Origin of the sequence: Kistimonas scapharcae, from assembly GCF_039540975.1 — a bacterium.
Taxonomy (GTDB): domain Bacteria; phylum Pseudomonadota; class Gammaproteobacteria; order Pseudomonadales; family Endozoicomonadaceae; genus Kistimonas; species Kistimonas scapharcae.
The window spans coordinates 18,314-33,747 of the sequence record NZ_BAABFL010000103.1 but is presented as its reverse complement, the minus strand read 5'-3'; the positions used below and the strand labels follow the sequence as shown (position 1 = coordinate 33,747).

Here is a 15,434-nt window from a genome sequence, read left to right as displayed (position 1 = left end):
TTTGCCTGAAGAGCACAGGGGACGCTCTCTTCATTCAATTTAGCCTTACTTCTTCAGATCGTTAAGCGGGAGTTAAGGAGTATTGTCACATCCAATCGCCATAGATCAATTGTTGTTAAATTTTATATCAAGCTAATGGCGCGCCCTGCTGACAGGCATATTTGTTGTGGATATCCAATACAAGCTGAATATTCACAGGTATCCCAGCCTCACCAAATGCAGCCAAAAAATGCGCACTCGCATAGTGGCTGGCTGTGATCTGGTAGGTGTGTAGCCAGAGGTCAAAGTCATGCCGCTGTTCGGGCTCAAGCCGCGGAAAGCGACTTTGTGGACGATCCATACCGATTCGCCATGGTTTGGGACTGAGGCGCGCCCGAAAGCTGGATTGAGTGTGGCAGAGCTTGCGGTAAAGAGGATCCACCTTGAGTGCTTTGAATAGCGTTTTGACTTCCGGTGCATCCGGCGTCATTTCTCGATTACTGATAATAAAACGAAGGCCTGCGTAGGTTTCGTAAACCAGGAAAACCAGAGAAGGATGTGCGTTATGATAGGCCTCAATCTTTTTTAGATAGTACTGTTTGTCTTTTAGAGGGATGCCGATGTATCGCAGCAGCCGTGCCATGGTGCCTGGCTTGTGGATATCAATGTCTCCAAAGACCACCCGATCCGTATTCAGGATAACCGCACCATAACTGTTGCGGGAGAGTATCGCGACAATCTCGTCATCGCGGTTCTTGATTTCAACTAACTGTTCTTCGCGAATATAGTCGTCAGTGTATTCGTATTCGGTCAGGGTATGTTTCTGTTGAAGGATGTTGGCCAGCAGTTCCGCCCGCTCTGTCGCATGACGTCGCGCTTCGGCATGACTCTCATTGGAAGCCCCCCAGCCAGTGACGGAGGCCGACTCACCATTTTTTCCATGAAGGGTTACGGTGTCTTTTTGCCAGTACTTTGCAAAGCGCATCACTATCCCTGCTGTTTTTCTCTATGTCCACAAAACAGCGTATAAGGTTGTTGACGATTTTGACAGCTTAAGGTGAATTATTGGCTGATTAAAAAATAGGCAGTTTTGTGCGGGGCAGATAAAACACGGGGTCTCGGCGGTCATCCCGAAAATAATCACACACTTTCCCACAGTTCATGTGCATGGAAAATTTGGCATGAAAAGGCTGAAGATAGATTGTGGATAGGCTGTCAGCGTTTTGTTGACAGATGGTTCTAGTAGGGAAGGTTGTTTTTTCTATTGGCTTTGAGATGCATTGTGTGTGCTTGTGGATGAAAAGGGTGCAGACACGGAGAAGTGAGCTGATGGATTTATACACAGAGTCATGTGGGTATTGGGGCTGATGCTGCGGATTTATGAAGACTTTGTTAGCAGAAGCACGACTGACTAGCCAGTTGGTTAAAAAACATACAGTAATAAAAAAACGTTATTTATCATACTATTAAGTATGTGTTGCAAAGGTGTTCCCGACGATAGCCACACGTTTATAAACAGAAACTGTGAACAGTAGGGCAGCACAGCAAAAGGGCTTGGAGGCTTGTGAATAAGTTGTAGGTAAGTTTTGGAAAGGCTCTGGACTGAAGTGCTTTTCAGGGATCGTGCTGGGAGCTATGAACAGGCTGATGGACCAAACCTGCCTGTTCATAAAAGTCAGTCCTATAGCTTTGGGATAATCCTCAGGGAGCCAGACGGTCAATCTGCCAGTCACTGTTTTCCTGCAAGGTGTATTGAAAGCGGTCGTGCAGGCGGTTAGGTCGACCCTGCCAAAACTCAATGCTCGAGGGTACGACACGATAGCCGCCCCAGAACGATGGCACCGGCACTTTTCCCTTGCTGAATTTGCGCTTCATCTCGTCCAGTTTCAGTTCCAGAATCTGTCGATTAGTGATGACGGAGCTCTGGTTGGAGCACCAGGCACCCAGCTGGCTACCATGGGGGCGGCTCATAAAATATTTCAGGGTTTCCCCTTTGCTGATTTTTTCTGCCTGGCCCTTGATGATGACCTGCCGCTGCAGACCCAGCCAGAGGAATAGCAGGGCAACATGTGAATTCTCTTCGATCTCTTTGGCCTTGTTGCTTTCATAATTGGTGAAAAACACGAAGCCATTGTTATCAAAATACTTCAACAGGACTGTTCGTAGCGAGGGCGCGCCGGCGGCTGTCGCTGTGGCAATGCTCATGGCATTGGGTTCAGGAATCTCCGCTTCCTGAGCTTGATGGAACCAGAATTCAAACTGTGCAAACGGATTTGGATTGAGATCATCCCGGCTCAGTCCGCCGCGGGTGTATTCTTCACGTAATGCGCTGATATCCATGATGGGTCCTGTGACTGGCTGGTGATCGCCGGATTTACCGACTCAGGCAGTATGGCTGGTGCAATAGCCGCTATCTTATAGCGTAATGATTAGGATACCTACCTCTGGGGAGTGCCTGTGACGACATGGTTAAACTCGATAACATTGATCCTGCTGATCGCAGTGTTTTCTGGCTGTGCGGCGTTCAATGGTCAGGGTATAAGTAATGCCCATTGTCGCGGCATTTCTGCCCGGAGTGGTGATGTTTCGGTCTGTGTGACGGTGCCTGCAGGAGAGCCTACATCGATTGGATCAATGTTGGTAACAGTCAGTGAGGGCAAGGTGCAACAACAGCAGCTGCAGCTTGAACGTGATGGTACGCCGGAACGTATCTGGTTATTACCTGAAGCTGGCCATCAGCCGGTGATGGTTTTGATGACCCGTTCAGTCGGCAGTGGCAGTTATCCGGTACTGCAACGACTGGAACCGGTCTATGGCGGTTACGCCGAATCCGATATGGCAGCATTAACCCGTGAACAGATGCAGGGTTATATGGGACATGACCGCTTCAAAGTCTTTGATGGGCAGCTCTATCGCTATTTCCCGCGCTATCGAACAGGGGATACCAATGTGAACCCGACAGGTGGTGAGGCCTGTTACCGGTATGATTTTATCAGTGAGCACTGGTTTCAATGTCCTCCACACCAACAAAGCGGGAGAGGGGTTGAATGAGGTCTGTATGGATCGCTGTTACCGTCTGCTGTACGTGTTACCCGAAATGGCGACATGTGTAACAGGTCTGTGCATAATGAGGCAGATATGTCAGAGAGGGGTGTTTATATCTTATTGATTTATAAGTTAAATCTGTTTTTGGCACACCCCCTGCTATATGTCTGGCACAACAAGAAGAAGCAAAAATAATAATAAGAAGAATAAAAATAAAAAGATTGACCGCACCAATAAGAAAAACAACTGCGGACAAGTTGATTATTTTGCAGGATGCTTTTTTGTGATGCTGCCAGAAGCAGGAAGCCGGTGATTGCGAAGAAGGCTGTGTAAACAGTCCGGCAGGAACCGGAGCCAGGGAAGAAGAACAAGGTATTGTTCGCACATTCTTCAAAGTAATCCGCTTGTACACTATGAATTCTGACGGAGCCTTAGGGCTCCGTTCCTGTTTCTACCCTTGGATCTCCACACTCGCACGACAGAAGGATGGCGGATAGCGGCTATCCCTGTCTTGCCGTCAGCCAAAAGCCGCCTATGATCAGACCAAACAACGAACAAGGTGGTGGAATAATGCGTTGCCCGATCATCATTGACTGTGATCCTGGCCATGATGATGCCCTGGCGCTGTTACTGGCCGGTGCAAGTGAAGAGCTGGAGCTGCTGGGTGTCACGGTGGTGGCAGGAAACCAGACGATCGACAAGACTCTGTATAACGCCTTGCGGGTTTTAACGCTGGCAGGGCTGCGCCCACCGGTAGCAGCCGGTGCAGATACCTCTCTGAGTGGTTCGATTACCCCTTCAAATCTGATGGGAGAGACCGGACTGGATGGTGCGGTGTTGCCAGAGCCAGGATTCGAACCTGAAGACATGACGGCGGTCGAGTTGCTGGCGAAGCTGTTGCGTGAGTCTGAAACGCCGGTGACAGTGGTACCACTTGGTCCTTTAACCAATATTGCTGTTTTGCTCACAGGCTGGCCGGCGCTGCGCAGCAAGATCAGGCAGATTGTCCTGATGGGTGGTGGTACCTTCGGCAATATCACGCCTGCTGCGGAATTCAATATCCTGACTGATCCGGTCGCGGGTGATGTGGTGTTTCGCTCCGGCATTCCCATTGTCATGTTGGGGCTGGATGTGACCTACAAGGCGTTGATCTTTGATGAGGAAGTTGAGCAGATTCGCAATCTCGGGAATCCCGTCAGTATTGCCGTTGCTGAAATGATGGAATTTTACACCCGCCAGAGCGTACGCTGTGGTTACACGACAGAAGGTGCGCACCTCTATGACCCCTGCACCATTGCCTGGTTGCTGGATCCCACGCTGTTCAGTGGCAGGAAAGCGCATGTGACGGTGGAAACCAGTGGTGTACAGAGTCATGGCATGACGGTAGTGGACTTTGATGGTAAGCACTCAGACGGTCGCTGCAATGCCGAGATTATTATGGATATTGAACGTGAGCGTTTTATCAAACTGCTGATGGAGCGTTTAGCCCGTTATTGAGTGCAGCAAGTGTTACCTGTGACGAGGATGTTACGCAGGTCTTTTGCTAACGGTAACGAACTGTGATCGGTTTAACGGTTTGCCATTTTGTAAGGATTTTGTAAGCTTATGAAAATAAAACATTTTTCAAAACTGGCACAGTAACTGTAATAGGACAGGCACAATAAAAATAATAAGCACGACCGGCCGCAAACAAAAAGAAAAAGGGGCCACCGCCCGTCTTAACAACAATAACAGGGCAGGCAAGCTGATTACTTTGCAGGATGATGTCTTGTGGTTCTGCAAGCAAATGGAATCGGGGTCGCGGAGAAGAAGGCTGATTGATCAGCACGGCGCAAACCGGTGCAGGGAAGACAGAAAGCTATTGACTACATTGTGGATGCAAAGTAATCCGTTTGTCACATACTCCTCGACGGGGCCTTTAAGGCCCCGTTTCTTATTGTTACAGCATATCTTTCAGGCGATACCACAACATACCCAGTGCCAGCAGTGGTGACCGGAAGGTCTTGCCGCCGGGGAAGGTCATGTGGCGAATTTTGGCGTAGGCGTCAAACCGCTGCGCCTGGCCGGAAATGGCTTCCGCCAGCACCCGTGCTGCCGTATGGGTGGCATTCACACCATGACCTGAATACGCCTGAGCATAATAGATATTGGGTTCCAGTCGGCCGATCTGTGGCATCCGGTTGGCGCCGATGCCGATCATTCCACCCCACTGGTAATCAATCTTGGCATCCTTGAGTTGCGGGAAAACCCTTAGCATCTTGGGTCGCATGGATTCGACGATGTCTTTGGGGTCACGCCCAGAGTAGTTGCACATGCCGCCAAACAACAGCCGTTTGTCAGCGGAGAGCCGGAAGTAATCCAGGGCAACGTTCATGTCGCATATGGCGTAGTCGCTGGGGATCAGTGAGTTATACACAGAGGGTTCCAGCGATTCGGTGGCAATGATGTAGCTGCCCGCAGGCAGGACCTTGCCACCAATACTGGGTTCCAGGTCGCCCATGTAGGCATTGCCGCCCAGAATCAGGAAGTCGGCTGTTACTGAACCTCTGTCGGTGAATACCTTGGGTTTGTCGCCTTTCTGAATCTTGTTGACCTTGGAGTATTCGAACAGGCGGGCGCCGTGTTTGGCGGCGGCTTCGGCTTCTCCAATGCACAGGTTGAGCGGATGAAGATGGCCACTGCCCATATCCACCATCCCGCCAATATAGCGGTCGGTGCCGACGATATCGCGAACCTGTTCTTGGCTGATCATTTTCAGGTCATGGGGATATTCACGGGACTGCATCCACTCATAATCTTCTTTCAGCTCGCGCAGATGGCGCGGCTTCATGGCTGCATCGAAGTACCCCATCTTCAGATCACACTGGATGTCGTACTTGGCGATGCGTTTTCGTACCAGGTCAACGGCTTCCAGGCCCATCGTGTGGATTGCTTCGACACCGTCCTGTCCAATCTGGTTGCGGAACTGGTCAGGATTGTCACCAATTCCCCGAATCAGCTGGCCGCCGTTACGGCCGGATGCGCCCCAGCCGATCTTGCGGGCTTCCAGCAGGACAACATTAAAGCCGCGCTCGGTCAGCTCCAGCGCCGACGCAACACCGCTGAAACCACCGCCGACGATGCAGATATCGGTGGTGATATGTTCATCAAGCACCGGATAGTCAGTCTGTGTATTGACGGTCGCCGCATAGTACGAGTCGGCATGCCGGTCACTGTGAACCGGCCTGCGCGTGCGCTTATGGGTGACGATATCCACAGTGATCGGTGCTTCCCGGACACTGGTCTCCGTCATGTCACTCTCCCTCTCTTGTTATTATTCTTGTCAGGATCAGCCCAGTGAAATCCAGGTCGCCTTGAGTTCGGTGTACTTGTCGAAGGCGTGCAGGGATTTGTCGCGGCCATTGCCGGACTGCTTGTAGCCGCCAAACGGTGCCGTCATGTCACCGCCGTCATAGTGGTTGACCCAGACGGAACCGGCCCGCAGGCGCTTGGCGACACGGTGTGCTTTGCCGATATCCTGACTCCAGACCGCTGCCGCCAGTCCGTAATCCGTATCGTTGGCGATGCTGACCGCTTCTTCTTCGCCATTGAAGGTAATGACCGAAAGAACGGAACCGAAAATCTCTTCCTGGGCGATGCGCATCTTATTGCTGACGCCAGTAAAGACCGTTGGCTGAACATAGTAACCGCCGGTTTCTGACAGCGTTTGAGTGCCGCCTGTTTGAAGCAATGCGCCGTCTTGTTTTCCGGCTTCGATGTAATTTAGTACGGTCTGTAGTTGCTGCTGGTCAACAATTGCGCCGACATTGGTTGCCGGATCCAGTGGATGGCCGGGTTTCCACTGCTGCAGTTCTTCAATCACCATGGCAACAAATTCATCGTGAATGTTTTCTTCAACCAGCAGGCGGGAACCTGCGGTACAGACTTCCCCCTGGTTGAAGCAGATAGCGCCGGCAGCCGCACTGGCGGCCGCGCGGAGGTCAGGGGCATCGGCGAACACAATGTTCGGGCTCTTGCCACCGGCTTCCAGCCAGATCCGTTTCATGTTGGATTCACCGGCGTAAACCATCAGCTGCTTGGCCGTACGGGTGGAGCCGGTGAACACCAGCGTATCCACATCGTTGTGCAGCGCGAGTGCTTTACCGGCGGTATGGCCAAAACCTGGCAGTACATTGAGAACACCTTTTGGCAGGCCGGCTTCGATCGCCAGTTCTGCAATGCGGATTGCGGTTAACGGTGACTTCTCGGAGGGCTTCAGCACCACACTGTTACCAGTCGCCAGAGCAGGCCCGAGTTTCCAGCAGGCCATGAGCAGGGGGAAGTTCCAGGGGACGATGGCACCGACTACACCGATCGGCTCACGGGTAATCATGCCGATTTCATTCTCGGGTGTCGGAGCGATCTCGTCGTAAACCTTGTCGATGGCTTCTCCGCTCCAGCTCAGGCTGCGGGCAGCGGCGGGGATATCCACAGACAGGCTGTCACTGATGGGTTTACCCATATCGAGGGTTTCCAGCAGCGCCAGTTCTTCTTTGTGCTCCAGCAACAGACCGGCCAGTTTGATCATGACCTGCTTGCGAGCCGCCGGTGCCATGCGTGACCAGCAGCCGGCTTCAAACGTCGCGCGGGCATTGGCAACGGCCTGGTCTACATCGGCCTGATCGCAGCTGACGACCTGGGCCAGTACCCGGTTGTCGATGGGAGAGCGACATTCGAAGGTGTCGCCGGAGGCCGCATCGGTATATTCACCGTTAATAAAGGCACGGCCGTTGATGGTCAGTTCAGCCGCCATGGTTTCCCACTGTTCGCGGCTGTTGGGGAGTTCTGTCATGAATTACCACCTGGTTTGTGTATTTGTTGTCATTATGGGTTCGACACAGTCGCCTGTCAGGGGTTCAGCGTTTGGCAGGCTGCGCAGTATTTTGAACATGCGCCTTACTGTTGTGGCATTGCCATGACTCTACTATTGCTATCACGATTTATGCAATATTTTTGACAAAAATAAACAAATAGAGGGAAAAGAGTGCAATTTAGTGTTTGATATATTTTACATATCTCTGCTAAATTTCATTGTGAAGGCGGCAGTCGCTGATAAAAATACCTGACAGTCAGTGTGGATGGATGTGATGTGCAGCCTGCTGACAACGACACTGATACGAATAACAAGAGCCAGGCAGCCCTGATCCCCCGCAGGCTGTCTGGACAGAATAACAACAGGGAGTCATTTCCATGAGTTTCAGTTCTGATGCCGGCAAGTCCGGGCTGGACGCTTTCTGGATGCCATTCACCGCCAATCGCCAGTTCAAGGCGGAGCCCCGAATGCTCACGAGTGCGGAAGGCATGTATTACACCAATGACAAGGGTGAAAAAGTGCTGGACGGCACCGCCGGTCTCTGGTGTGTGAATGCGGGTCATGGTCGCCGTGAGATTTCCGAAGCGGTGGCCCGTCAGGTGGCACAGCTCGATTATGCGCCGCCTTTCCAGATGGGACATCCCCTGGCCTTTGAATTTGCTGAGCGTCTGACTGAGCACACACCGGGTAACCTGAATCATGTCTTTTTCACCAATTCAGGCTCAGAGTCTGTAGAGACGGCACTGAAAATTGCGATTGCCTATCATCGTGCGCGCGGCGAAGGAACCCGCCAGCGACTGATTGGCCGTGAGAAGGGTTACCACGGTGTGAACTTCGGCGGCATATCTGTCGGTGGTATTCCCAATAACCGGAAGGTGTATGGCTCCCTGCTCAATGGTGTGGATCATCTGCCTCATACCCTGAACATCAAGCTGAATGCCTTCACCAAAGGCTTGCCGGAGAATGGCATTGAACTGGCGGATGAACTGGAAAAAATCGTCGCTCTCCACGATGCCTCCAATATTGCCGCTGTCATTGTTGAGCCGATGTCAGGCTCGGGTGGTGTCATCATGCCGCCGAAAGGCTATCTGCGTCGTCTGCGGGAGATTACCCGCAGGCACGGCATTCTGCTGATCTTTGACGAAGTGATTACCGGTTTCGGTCGGGTGGGCGAAGCGTTTGCCTCTACCCGCTGGGATGTGGTGCCGGATATTATCACCACCGCCAAAGGTCTTACCAACGGCGCCATCCCCATGGGCGCGGTTTTCGTCAGCGACGAAATACACGATACCTTCATGCAAGGCCCGGAAAACATGATCGAGCTGTTCCATGGCTATACTTACTCCGGCCATCCGGTGGGCGCTGCGGCAGGTCTGGCGACACTGGATATCTATGAGCGGGATGGTCTGTTCCAGCGCACCATTGAAATGGAAAGTTATTTTGAGGAAGCCGTTCACAGTTTGAAGGGGCTGCCTAATGTCATTGATATCCGTAACACCGGGCTGGTGGCCGCCGTTGAGCTGGCAGCCCGTGACGGTAAGCCGGGCGCACGAGGCTATGAAGTCTTCAAAAATGCGTACGAGCATGGTGTCATGGTACGGTGCACCATGGATATTCTGGCCATGTCGCCGCCTCTGATCATAGAGAAGCCGCATATTGACCAGCTGGTGGGTACGCTTGAAAACGCCATCCGAGCAACAGAATAACGATTACAGAAAGCAGGATAGAGAAGTTATGCAGAACCACACCCATTTCATTAACGGGCTGCGAACGGAAGGCAGTGAGCGTTCCCAGCCGGTATTCAACCCGGCGACCGGCGAGCAGACCGGCGTTGTTGCACTGGCCAGCGCCGCAGAAACCGAGAAGGCTATTGCTGTGGCCAAGGCGGCTTTCCCGGCATGGAAAGAAACGACTCCGCTGAACCGGGCGCGGGTCATGTTCCGTTTTAAGAAATTGGTTGAAAAACATCGCGATGAATTGGCCGGCCTGATTACGTCCGAGCATGGCAAGGTGTATGAAGATGCCTGTGGCGAGCTGGTGCGCGGCCTGGAAGTCGTTGAATTTGCCTGTGGCATACCACACTTGCTGAAAGGTGAGCACACCGAGAACGTCGGTACGGCGGTGGACGCTTGGTCCGTCAACCAGCCACTGGGTGTCGTTGCCGGTATTACACCATTTAACTTCCCGGCGATGGTACCGATGTGGATGTTCCCGATCGCTATCGCCTGCGGTAACACCTTTGTACTGAAGCCTTCTGAAAAAGACCCTTCTTTGCCTATGCGTTTGGCGGAGTTGTTGAAAGAAGCTGGCTTGCCTGATGGCGTTTTCAATGTCGTGAATGGTGACAAGGAATCGGTTGATGTCCTGCTGACCCACCCAGATGTACAGGCTGTGAGCTTCGTGGGTTCTACGCCGATTGCCGAATATATCTATACGACAGCTTCCGCTCATGGAAAGCGGGTTCAGGCATTGGGTGGCGCCAAGAACCATATGGTGGTGATGCCCGATGCTGATCTGGATCAGGCCGTCAATGCCCTGATGGGGGCTGCCTACGGCTCAGCCGGTGAACGTTGTATGGCGATTTCTGTTGCCGTTGCTGTTGGCGATGTCGCCGACAAGCTGATTGAAAAGCTGACGCCGAAAGTCGCAGAGCTCAAGATCGGCAATGGCAAGGAAAAAGGTCTGGAGATGGGGCCGCTGATCAGCCGTGAGCATCTGGCCAAGGTCAAGGGCTATGTGAATAAAGGTGTTGAAGAAGGCGCGACACTGGTTGTTGATGGACGTGATCTGAAAGTGCCGGGTTGTGAAAACGGTTATTTCATCGGTGGCTGCCTGTTCGATAACGTCACGGCAGATATGACGATCTACCAGGAAGAAATTTTTGGACCGGTACTGTGTGTTGTCCGGGTGCCGGATTACAAGACAGCAGTCGAGCTGATCAATGCCCATGAATACGGCAATGGTACGGCAATTTTCACTCGCGATGGTGATTGTGCCCGCCAGTATGCTAATGAGATCCAGGTGGGTATGGTCGGTATCAATGTCCCGATTCCGGTGCCCATGGCATTCCATAGCTTTGGTGGTTGGAAGCGCTCACTGTTTGGTCCGCTGCATATGCATGGTCCGGATGGTGTGCGGTTCTATAGCCGTCGCAAGGCGATCACGTCGCGCTGGCCGACCGGCATTCGCAGTGGTGCAGAGTTTGTGATGCCCACAATGAAGTGATGTCATTGTAAACCCGATGAGGAAGTCTGCTGTCTTCCTTATTGGGTCATCCTCTTTCACGGCTCGTGGCTGAACGACGAGGAGGATATTCGCAACAAGATCACTTGAAGCCGCACGAGCAAAGACTTTGTAGATTTCAGATTACAATGTACACATGTTCAGTAAATTAAGGTGATTTTATACTTTTGATGTCATAATCATTCAATGATCTGACTGCAAACCCAATCTAGTTTTATTGATAATTTGGGGATTGGAGGCAAAATTGTTTCTTTTCGATGTTTGATTTTTAGCGTCAGGTTGGTCAAGTCAGATGGCGTCCAGACGGTTGAATGACTTTTTCCGGGTAGAGGTATCGCTTCATTGTTTAATTGAACAGTTAAGAGAGAATCATTTTTGTAGGGGATGTTTCTGATATAGCGTAACAGGAGCTTTCTATAGATTTTTGTATCCGGTCTTAATAATTTGAGAGCGTCAGAGGTAATCTTTTTTTTCCTGATGAAGCCTTCTCTGATAAGAGCATAGTTTGCTAGTGGCGCTGTCCACTTTTTTCTTGTATGTGTTAGTGCTTTTGTTGTCATTTCTTCCCAGTAGGGTGTTTTTATTTTTTTATCGTTAAGGTAGGTAGATAAATTTGGGATGTTTTTTTTAACTTCTTTACGCGTTAATCGAACAACTCGTTTAAATGGGAATAGGAAGTTTTTGTCGTAATGGTAGAAGAGTTCTCTTTTCTTTTTTATTTTTTGTGTCGATTCTAGATAAATGACCCCTTTTTTTTTGTTGGTGACAAGCTTTGTGTTGGCAAATGCAAAATTATTGGCGGGGTCATTAACAAGGCTTGCAACACCTCTCCCTTCTATATCTTTACGTAGACCCTTAATGACTTTGGTGCCGTTTGATAAGCTCCCATCCAGCGTTTTAAGATGAGAGCGTAAGTTTCTATTTTTTAGCCATGCTTTTCTTTCTTGTGTGCCAAGCGTCACTATTGGTCCGTCATAAGTGGAGAGGAGTTTAAAGGCTTGTAATTTTTTTTTTGTATGCACGCCAAGATTCGCGTCACGGATTGTTGATTTTTTTACTACAACCTCCCGTGGATTCTTGCTGTGAAAGGTGCTTGCAGGCAGATTTTGTTTGGTTTCCAGAACACAATTTTCGTCACCAGATTCTTTCAGCTTTTTCAGTTGGCTTCTGGTGGGTTTGTAATCTGCATAATTGAAGGGAGTGATAGTCATATTTCTGAATAACTAATCAATTGATGGTAAGTGTTGATTAGACCACCTAATTGGAAATAGTATGTTGTACGGTTGATAATTGTTGTGCTGGCTGACGCGATTGTAAGTATTGGTAGCTTCAAGTGGTTTAGACTTGCTCTATAGCTTAATTGAACAGGCGATTACATGTCAGATATGCTGGCAAGAACCGAGGCAAATGCCAGCACAGCATCGAAACTATCAATACAGAATTCGGCAGCGTATAGTGCCGTTAACTTCCTGGACTTTCTCAAGTGCCAGCTGGCTCTGATCAGCCTCAACGTCAATGACAACATAACCAACGTCTTCGCAGGTCTGAAGGTACTGGCCGCTGATATTGATATTGTTGTCAGAGAAGATGTTGTTGATAGCTGACAGGACGCCAGGCACATTCTTGTGAATATGTAGAATCCGGTGCTTTCCGGGGTGTGCGGGGAGGGCGACTTCCGGGAAATTCACAGACGACAGAGAGGTGCCGTTGTCGCTGTATTTCGCCAGTTTCTCCGCGACTTCTTTACCAATGTTTTCCTGCGCTTCCAGGGTGCTGCCGCCGACGTGAGGCGTCAGGATGACATTGTCGAATTCCCGTAGCGGAGAGACAAATTCCTCGTCGTTTGAGTGGGGTTCTACCGGGAATACGTCGATAGCCGCTCCCAGCAGTTTTTGGCTTTGCAACGCTGAAACCAGGGCGTCAATCGCTACTACCGTACCGCGGGAGGCATTAATCAGAATGGCACCGTCTTTCATGGCTGCTAGCTCTGTTGTGCCAATCATTTCCTGGGTTGCCTTGGTTTCGGGCACATGCAATGTGACGATATCTGCCATGCCGAGTAGTTCGTCGAGGTCATGAATCTGGGTGGCGTTACCCAATGGCAGGCGGGTAACGACATCATAGAAGTAAACTTCCATACCCAGGGATTCCGCCAGCACACTCAGCTGGCTGCCGATATTGCCATAGCCGACAATGCCCAGCTTTTTACCGCGAATCTCATAGGAGTCTTTCGCACTCTTTCTCCATATACCGCGATGTGCCAGGGCGCTTTTCTCAGGAACGCCACGCAGCAGCAGGATGGCTTCTGCCAGTACCAGCTCGGCAACAGAGCGTGTATTGGAATAGGGGGCATTGAAGACGGCAACACCACGACGGGTCGCTGCCTGCAGCTCGACCTGATTGGTGCCGATGCAGAAACAGCCGACGGCAATCAGCTTTTCGGCATGGGCAAAGATCTCTTCCGTAAGCTGGGTGCGGGAGCGAATGCCAATGAAGTGCGCTTCACGCACCCGCTCTTTCAGCTCATTATCCGGCAATGAGGTCGAGAGATAGTCTATGTTGGTATAGCCTTGGGCTTTCAGCGTGTCGACAGCTGACGGGTGAACGCCCTCAAGTAGCAGAAAACGAATCTTGCTCTTGTCCAGTGATGTTGTGGCCATGCTCGCTTATCTCGACTTCATTCTTGGTGTTTTATCATGCCCGGCAGTGTTCCGGCGGGCGCCTGATGATAACATAGCCTGCCAGAAGAACGGACAACCCTGTTCAATGAAATTTGTTCAGGTCAATAATGAAAAATACGTGAAAATGGGAAAAATTCCGTGAATACGGGGGATAGTGCATGACCCGCGAGCAGTTTCCGCAGAACGCCCTTTCACCGGAAGACCGCGCCGAACTCGTGGCGCAGCTGACCGCGTGTGTGGCGCCCGCAAGAGTTCTCACCGATGATGATGCCCTGCAGACTTGGGGACGGGACTGGACCCGTTTCCATGATCCGGCGCCCCTGGCCATTGTCTTCCCGAAGGCTGTCGAACAGGTTCAGGCTGTCGTCCGCTTTGCCCGTGAACATACTGTTGGACTGGTGCCGTCTGGAGGCCGAACCGGCCTGAGTGCTGGTGCCGTCGCTGTTCGTGGTGAAATTGTGGTGTCGTTTGATCATATGAATACGATCAGCGACTTCAATGCGGTGGATCGAACCGTGGTCTGTGGTCCTGGTGTAGTGACGGAACAATTACAGCAGTTTGCTGAAGATCAGGGGCTGTATTACCCTGTGGATTTTGCTTCCAGTGGTTCCAGTCATGTCGGCGGCAATATCGCGACCAATGCCGGCGGTATTAAAGTCATTCGCTATGGCATGACCCGCGACTGGGTGGCCGGCCTGAAAGTGGTGACGGGCACCGGAGAGTTACTGGAATTCAATAAGGGGCTGCTCAAAAACAATACCGGCTATGACCTCCAGCAGCTGTTTATTGGTGGTGAAGGTACACTGGGCTTTATTGTTGAGGCGACCATGCGCCTGACCCGTCCGCCCAGGGATCTGACCGTTTTGCTGTTAGGCGTGCCCGAGATGGACGACGTTATGAAGGTATTGGATACCTTCCAGAACAGCATTGATTTGACGGCCTTTGAATTCTTTTCAGAAAAAGCACTGGCGAAAGTTGTGGAACATGCCGGTGTTCAGCGTCCCTTTGAAACTGAAACCGCGTTTTATGCCATGCTGGAATTTGAATGCCTGAATGAGTCCATTGCTGATCAGGCGATGCAGCTCTTTGAACAGTGTGTGGAAAACGGTTGGGTCATTGATGGGGTGATGAGTCAGAACCAGGCCCAGCTGGCCAACCTCTGGCGCTGCCGGGAGGATATCAGCGAAACCATTTCCCGTTGGACACCTTACAAGAATGATATTTCGGTGGTGGTGTCGAAGGTGCCTGCGTTCCTTACTGAGATTGATACGGTGGTGTCACGGGAGTATCCGGATTTTGAGATTATCTGGTTCGGCCACATTGGCGACGGTAACCTGCATCTGAATATTCTCAAGCCGGAGACACTGCCAAGGGAAGAGTTTCTGTCACGCTGCAACAAGGTCAGCCGTTGGGTGTTTGAAATCGTGCAGCAGTATGGTGGCTCGGTTTCTGCCGAACATGGCGTAGGATTGCTGAAAAAGGATTATCTGACCTATACCCGGTCAATCGCAGAGATTGAATTGATGAAAGGGGTTAAAAAAGTGTTTGACCCTGACGGGGTCATGAACCCAGGTAAGATATTTGACCTGTAACTTGGTAGAGGCGCCGGCTGTTCAGGTGAACAGTCCGGCGGT

The 15,434-nt window shown here is 51.2% G+C and carries 13 protein-coding genes; 6 read left to right on the top strand and 7 right to left on the bottom strand.

Annotated features, from left to right (window positions below; genetic code table 11):
• Positions 1 to 127: 127 nt before the first annotated feature.
• Both ABD892_RS05955 and pdxH read right to left on the bottom strand, forming a co-directional pair.
• The gene (locus ABD892_RS05955; RefSeq protein ID WP_345194496.1) at positions 128 to 964 is read right to left on the bottom strand and encodes a hypothetical protein; all 837 of its coding nucleotides are present in this window, start codon (positions 962 to 964) and stop codon (positions 128 to 130) included.
• Between the two features lie 716 nt (positions 965 to 1,680).
• A complete protein-coding gene (pdxH, locus tag ABD892_RS05950; protein ID WP_345194495.1) occupies positions 1,681 to 2,319 on the bottom strand; it encodes a pyridoxamine 5'-phosphate oxidase in 639 nt (212 codons plus the stop codon).
• Positions 2,320 to 2,436: 117 nt separating this feature from the next.
• Between pdxH and ABD892_RS05945 the strand changes: the two genes are divergently transcribed.
• The 3 genes from ABD892_RS05945 to ABD892_RS05935 all read left to right on the top strand — a co-directional run bounded on the left by ABD892_RS05945 (position 2,437) and on the right by ABD892_RS05935 (position 4,521).
• Positions 2,437 to 3,030: a hypothetical protein gene (locus tag ABD892_RS05945; RefSeq protein WP_345194494.1), complete on the top strand. Its 594-nt coding sequence runs from the start codon at positions 2,437 to 2,439 to the stop codon at positions 3,028 to 3,030.
• A gap of 157 nt (positions 3,031 to 3,187) precedes the next feature.
• Positions 3,188 to 3,337, top strand: a complete 150-nt coding sequence (locus ABD892_RS05940; RefSeq protein ID WP_345194493.1) for a hypothetical protein — start codon at positions 3,188 to 3,190, stop codon at positions 3,335 to 3,337.
• A 221-nt stretch (positions 3,338 to 3,558) separates the two neighbouring features.
• Positions 3,559 to 4,521 (top strand): nucleoside hydrolase, encoded by a 963-nt coding sequence (locus ABD892_RS05935; protein WP_345194492.1) that lies wholly within the window; start codon positions 3,559 to 3,561, stop codon positions 4,519 to 4,521.
• A gap of 106 nt (positions 4,522 to 4,627) precedes the next feature.
• Here the strand turns inward: ABD892_RS05935 and ABD892_RS05930 are convergent, their stop codons facing one another.
• From ABD892_RS05930 to ABD892_RS05920, 3 genes are all read right to left on the bottom strand, one after another.
• Complete coding sequence (locus ABD892_RS05930) at positions 4,628 to 4,852, bottom strand: hypothetical protein (protein WP_345194491.1); 225 nt, start codon at positions 4,850 to 4,852, stop codon at positions 4,628 to 4,630.
• Between the two features lie 111 nt (positions 4,853 to 4,963).
• Positions 4,964 to 6,316 carry an NAD(P)/FAD-dependent oxidoreductase gene (locus ABD892_RS05925; RefSeq protein WP_345194490.1) on the bottom strand — a complete coding sequence of 451 codons (1,353 nt, stop codon included), beginning with the start codon at positions 6,314 to 6,316 and terminating at the stop codon, positions 4,964 to 4,966.
• Between the two features lie 36 nt (positions 6,317 to 6,352).
• Positions 6,353 to 7,855: an aldehyde dehydrogenase gene (locus ABD892_RS05920; RefSeq protein WP_345194489.1), complete on the bottom strand. Its 1,503-nt coding sequence runs from the start codon at positions 7,853 to 7,855 to the stop codon at positions 6,353 to 6,355.
• Positions 7,856 to 8,253: 398 nt separating this feature from the next.
• On the opposite strand from ABD892_RS05920, the gene aptA reads away from it, so the two are divergent.
• Positions 8,254 to 9,582, top strand: a complete 1,329-nt coding sequence (aptA, locus tag ABD892_RS05915) for an omega-aminotransferase AptA (protein ID WP_345194488.1) — start codon at positions 8,254 to 8,256, stop codon at positions 9,580 to 9,582.
• A 28-nt stretch (positions 9,583 to 9,610) separates the two neighbouring features.
• A complete protein-coding gene (locus tag ABD892_RS05910) occupies positions 9,611 to 11,101 on the top strand; it encodes a CoA-acylating methylmalonate-semialdehyde dehydrogenase (protein WP_345194499.1) in 1,491 nt (496 codons plus the stop codon).
• A gap of 197 nt (positions 11,102 to 11,298) precedes the next feature.
• Here the strand turns inward: ABD892_RS05910 and ABD892_RS05905 are convergent, their stop codons facing one another.
• Both ABD892_RS05905 and serA read right to left on the bottom strand, forming a co-directional pair.
• Positions 11,299 to 12,330: a hypothetical protein gene (locus ABD892_RS05905; protein ID WP_345194486.1), complete on the bottom strand. Its 1,032-nt coding sequence runs from the start codon at positions 12,328 to 12,330 to the stop codon at positions 11,299 to 11,301.
• Between the two features lie 219 nt (positions 12,331 to 12,549).
• Positions 12,550 to 13,779, bottom strand: coding sequence for a phosphoglycerate dehydrogenase (gene serA, locus ABD892_RS05900; protein ID WP_345194485.1), 1,230 nt, complete (start codon positions 13,777 to 13,779; stop codon positions 12,550 to 12,552).
• Between the two features lie 179 nt (positions 13,780 to 13,958).
• Between serA and ABD892_RS05895 the strand changes: the two genes are divergently transcribed.
• Positions 13,959 to 15,392 (top strand): FAD-binding oxidoreductase, encoded by a 1,434-nt coding sequence (locus tag ABD892_RS05895; protein ID WP_345194484.1) that lies wholly within the window; start codon positions 13,959 to 13,961, stop codon positions 15,390 to 15,392.
• The last annotated feature ends 42 nt before the right edge of the window (positions 15,393 to 15,434 follow it).

What these genes read in the sequence shown, in the direction of transcription:
- ABD892_RS05955 (WP_345194496.1), bottom strand. Translation starts at nt 964, where the DNA reads ATGCGCTTTGCAAAGTACTGGCAAAAAGACACCGTAACCCTTCATGGA.
- ABD892_RS05920 (WP_345194489.1), bottom strand. Translation starts at nt 7,855, where the DNA reads ATGACAGAACTCCCCAACAGCCGCGAACAGTGGGAAACCATGGCGGCT.
- pdxH (WP_345194495.1), bottom strand. Translation starts at nt 2,319, where the DNA reads ATGGATATCAGCGCATTACGTGAAGAATACACCCGCGGCGGACTGAGC.
- ABD892_RS05935 (WP_345194492.1), top strand. Translation starts at nt 3,559, where the DNA reads ATGATCAGACCAAACAACGAACAAGGTGGTGGAATAATGCGTTGCCCG.
- serA (WP_345194485.1), bottom strand. Translation starts at nt 13,779, where the DNA reads ATGGCCACAACATCACTGGACAAGAGCAAGATTCGTTTTCTGCTACTT.
- ABD892_RS05940 (WP_345194493.1), top strand. Translation starts at nt 3,188, where the DNA reads ATGTCTGGCACAACAAGAAGAAGCAAAAATAATAATAAGAAGAATAAA.
- ABD892_RS05910 (WP_345194499.1), top strand. Translation starts at nt 9,611, where the DNA reads ATGCAGAACCACACCCATTTCATTAACGGGCTGCGAACGGAAGGCAGT.
- ABD892_RS05925 (WP_345194490.1), bottom strand. Translation starts at nt 6,316, where the DNA reads ATGACGGAGACCAGTGTCCGGGAAGCACCGATCACTGTGGATATCGTC.
- ABD892_RS05895 (WP_345194484.1), top strand. Translation starts at nt 13,959, where the DNA reads ATGACCCGCGAGCAGTTTCCGCAGAACGCCCTTTCACCGGAAGACCGC.
- aptA (WP_345194488.1), top strand. Translation starts at nt 8,254, where the DNA reads ATGAGTTTCAGTTCTGATGCCGGCAAGTCCGGGCTGGACGCTTTCTGG.
- ABD892_RS05905 (WP_345194486.1), bottom strand. Translation starts at nt 12,330, where the DNA reads ATGACTATCACTCCCTTCAATTATGCAGATTACAAACCCACCAGAAGC.